Source organism: Aurantimonas litoralis (genome assembly GCF_026153195.1).
GTDB lineage: Bacteria > Pseudomonadota > Alphaproteobacteria > Rhizobiales > Rhizobiaceae > Aurantimonas > Aurantimonas coralicida.
This window is the reverse complement of sequence record NZ_JAPFBM010000030.1, coordinates 1-2,923: the sequence shown is the minus strand read 5'-3', so window position 1 is coordinate 2,923 and position 2,923 is coordinate 1. Positions and strand designations below refer to the sequence as shown.

The following is a 2,923-nucleotide window of genomic DNA, read 5'->3' as shown; positions in this document are numbered from 1 at the left end:
CGGGGCAGCGCGACAAATACGGATACTCGTACGCGTGTCGAAATCGCCGAGCCGAGTGCCGAAACGTTCGACCTGCCCCTGTCGGTCTTTCCCTCAGCGCACACGATGGATCTCATCGACAGGGCGATTGCTGGGGAAAGCTTCGTCGAGGCCCGTCTCTATGACGGCGACAACGAGGCAGGGAAACTCCTGACGACGACGGCGATCATCACCCCCGTCGAAGCGGAGGCAACGCCGCCCGGACCGGCGAATCCTGAGGCTGCCTCCTCGCCTGTCGCTGCGATGCTCGATCTGCGCAGATGGCGGGTGGCGGAGTCCTATTACAATAGTGACAGCAAGCTGGACGGCCTGCCACTGTTCCAGACAAGCTACACCCTGTACGAGAACGGCATCTCGGACGACATCATAATCGACAACGGCGACTACGCGTTCTCGGGCTCGCTATCCAAGCTCGAGCTTGCGTCGGCGCCTGACTGCGGGGATGCCTCCTGAGATGCGGAAACTGGTGCACGATCCCGGCCGCCGACGCGTGGTTCCAAATCCAGCCGTTGAGAGAGGCGCGACCCTGAACTCCTACGATCTAATGCCTTCCCTGCCGTATGTGGCGCGGGCAATGTTTACCGCGATCACCCTGTTGTCCATCGGCGGGTGTGTCTCGATCACGGAAGATGCCTACACGGACCTGGCGCCGGCGACTCTCGCAGTGGCCGAGAGAACCCGCCCGGAAGGTTCGATTCTCATGCGCATATTCAAGGAGGAAAGCGAGCTGGAGGTTTGGAGGCAGGGGGCAGACGGCCGCTACGCGCTTCACAAGACCCATCCAATGTGCCGCTGGTCAGGGCGGCTAGGGCCGAAGACGGCTGACGGCGACAGGCAGGCGCCCGAGGGGTTTTATCAGGTTACGGCAAGCCTGATGAACCCGAACTCGAAATATCACCGCTCCTTTAATCTCGGCTATCCGAACCAACTGGAACGAGCGCTCGGTTACACCGGAGACTCCCTCATGGTCCACGGCGCCTGTTCCTCCGCGGGTTGCTTTGCCATGACAGACAATGGCGTGGCCGAGGTGTACGCCGAGGCGCAAAGAGCCTTCCGGATCGGACAAAGCGATTTTCAGGTCCAGTCTTTCCCATTCCGAATGACGGCTGAGCAGATGGCGAAGCATCAGGGCGACCCGAACATCGAGTTCTGGCGCAACCTTAAGCTCGGATACGACGTCTTCGAAGTCACCCGCAGGGAGCCGACGGTCGCGGCCTGCGGAGGGCGCTACGTGTTTGATGCCCGCCGCGTCGACGGCGCTGCGGCACTCGAACCGACCGCTGCCTGTCCTGCCATGAATACCAGGGTCGATCCCCGAGTGTCGGCAAAGCGACACGACGACGAGCGGGTTGTGCAGAAGCTTCTTGTAGAAGGCCGCGCCGAGATGGCGATGGCTTATGTCGATGGCGGGATGCACCCCAAATTCCGCAGCTTGCTGGCACGTCTCGGCGCGGAGGAGCTCGCCAGGGAAACATCGATTACCGCCGTCCAGATCAGTCGGCCCGATGCAGCTCTCGTTGATCCCTACCAGGCGGTCCGATAGGTCCGATCACCCGCCAATTCTTGGTGTCCGGATCGCCCGAGCTGAACCGATCGAGAATGTACGGCAGTTCGTTGAAACACTTGGCCCTCCAACCGCATTGTCGCCGCCGACGACGGTATCGTCGACCTTTGCCGCGGCAAGTTTGTCGATCAGCCCTTGCAAATCGTCCTCATCGAACTGCGGGACTCAGCGCATCAATTCTGACCTGCGCTCGTTGGTATTTGGCAAATCCCGATCCGGCAGCGATGCTCTAACCCGCCCGAGCAACCAAATATCAACGGCCATGTGCGACCATCTCCTTCAGCGTCAGACTTCGGAGATAAGAGATGACAAACCGACGTCAGTTCATGATTGGTGTCCTGCTATTCTCTACCCTGTCCGGTCCAACTGCCGCGCATCAAGCGTTCGAGCTTGATGCGAAGTTTCTGCCGCAGCGTGTCGCCTTCTCTGGTTTCACGCCCGGAACCATTGTCGTCGATCCGAAAGCGAGGTTCCTTTACCTAGTGGAAGAAGACGGTTTCGCGCGGCGCTACGGCATCGGCGTAGGCCGAGCTGGACTGAGCTTTTCCGGCCAGGCAGTAGTTGGCCGGAAGGCTGAATGGCCCCGTTGGACGCCGACACCAAACATGATCAAGCGCGAACCAGGGAAATATGCAAAATACGCGGGAGGGCTAAAGGGCGGGCCCGGCAACCCCTTGGGTGCCCGGGCGCTTTACCTTCATCGAAACGGTCAAGATACTCTCTACCGTATCCACGGGACGACGGAGCCATCTTCGATCGGCAAGGCTGTATCAAACGGCTGCATTCGGATGCTCAACGAGCATGTAATCGACCTGTATGATCGCGTGAGCGTAGGAGCCGAGGTGGTAGTGCGGTGATCGCCAGCGCCGGGTTTTCGGCGCGTGTCGAAAAGCTCCTTCCGATGATAGATCCTACAACAAGGATTCAATCATCGCCGACATCTGATTGGCCGGAAGCGAGCCAGCGTATTTGTCGCCGTTCTCGAAGAACGTTGGCGTCGCGTCCACGCAAACCATCTTTTGTCCGCGCTTCTGCGCGGCGGCGATCTTCTGCTGCAATTCCTTGTCGTTTAGACAGGCGGAGAACGTTTCCTGAGTGAAGCCGGCCAGCTTGGTAATGTTGAGGAAAGCCGCCGAAAAGTTTTCCGCTCTTGCCCATTGGTCTGCGGCTGGAAGAGGACATCGATCATGGCGGTGCGCTGGGAATCACTTTGTGTGTAGGGCGGTGAGAAAGTAGGCCACGAAGCGGCGGCGCTGATGCTGCGGCGGCCGGAGTAAAATCCGGCCAGTGGTTAGGCTGATTTCCTTTTGGGGAACGGCC

The 2,923-nt window shown here is 59.7% G+C and carries 3 protein-coding genes and 1 pseudogene; 3 read left to right on the top strand and 1 reads right to left on the bottom strand.

Annotation, left to right across the window (positions count from 1 at the left end; all coding sequences use genetic code 11):
• From N7I30_RS21680 to N7I30_RS21670, 3 genes are all read left to right on the top strand, one after another.
• A partial coding sequence (locus tag N7I30_RS21680) for an EipB family protein (protein WP_498641058.1) occupies positions 1 to 492 on the top strand: 492 nt, incomplete at its 5' end.
• Between the two features lie 121 nt (positions 493 to 613).
• Complete coding sequence (locus N7I30_RS21675) at positions 614 to 1,582, top strand: L,D-transpeptidase family protein (RefSeq protein WP_498641057.1); 969 nt, start codon at positions 614 to 616, stop codon at positions 1,580 to 1,582.
• A gap of 326 nt (positions 1,583 to 1,908) precedes the next feature.
• Complete coding sequence (locus N7I30_RS21670) at positions 1,909 to 2,460, top strand: L,D-transpeptidase (RefSeq protein WP_498641056.1); 552 nt, start codon at positions 1,909 to 1,911, stop codon at positions 2,458 to 2,460.
• A 54-nt stretch (positions 2,461 to 2,514) separates the two neighbouring features.
• Here the strand turns inward: N7I30_RS21670 and N7I30_RS21665 are convergent.
• Positions 2,515 to 2,745: pseudogene (locus N7I30_RS21665) on the bottom strand (DsbA family protein); the annotation flags it as partial.
• Positions 2,746 to 2,923 lie beyond the last annotated feature (178 nt).

Coding starts and splice junctions, on each gene's coding strand:
- N7I30_RS21670 (WP_498641056.1), top strand. CDS start 1,909: ATGACAAACCGACGTCAGTTCATGATTGGTGTCCTGCTATTCTCTACC.
- N7I30_RS21675 (WP_498641057.1), top strand. CDS start 614: ATGTTTACCGCGATCACCCTGTTGTCCATCGGCGGGTGTGTCTCGATC.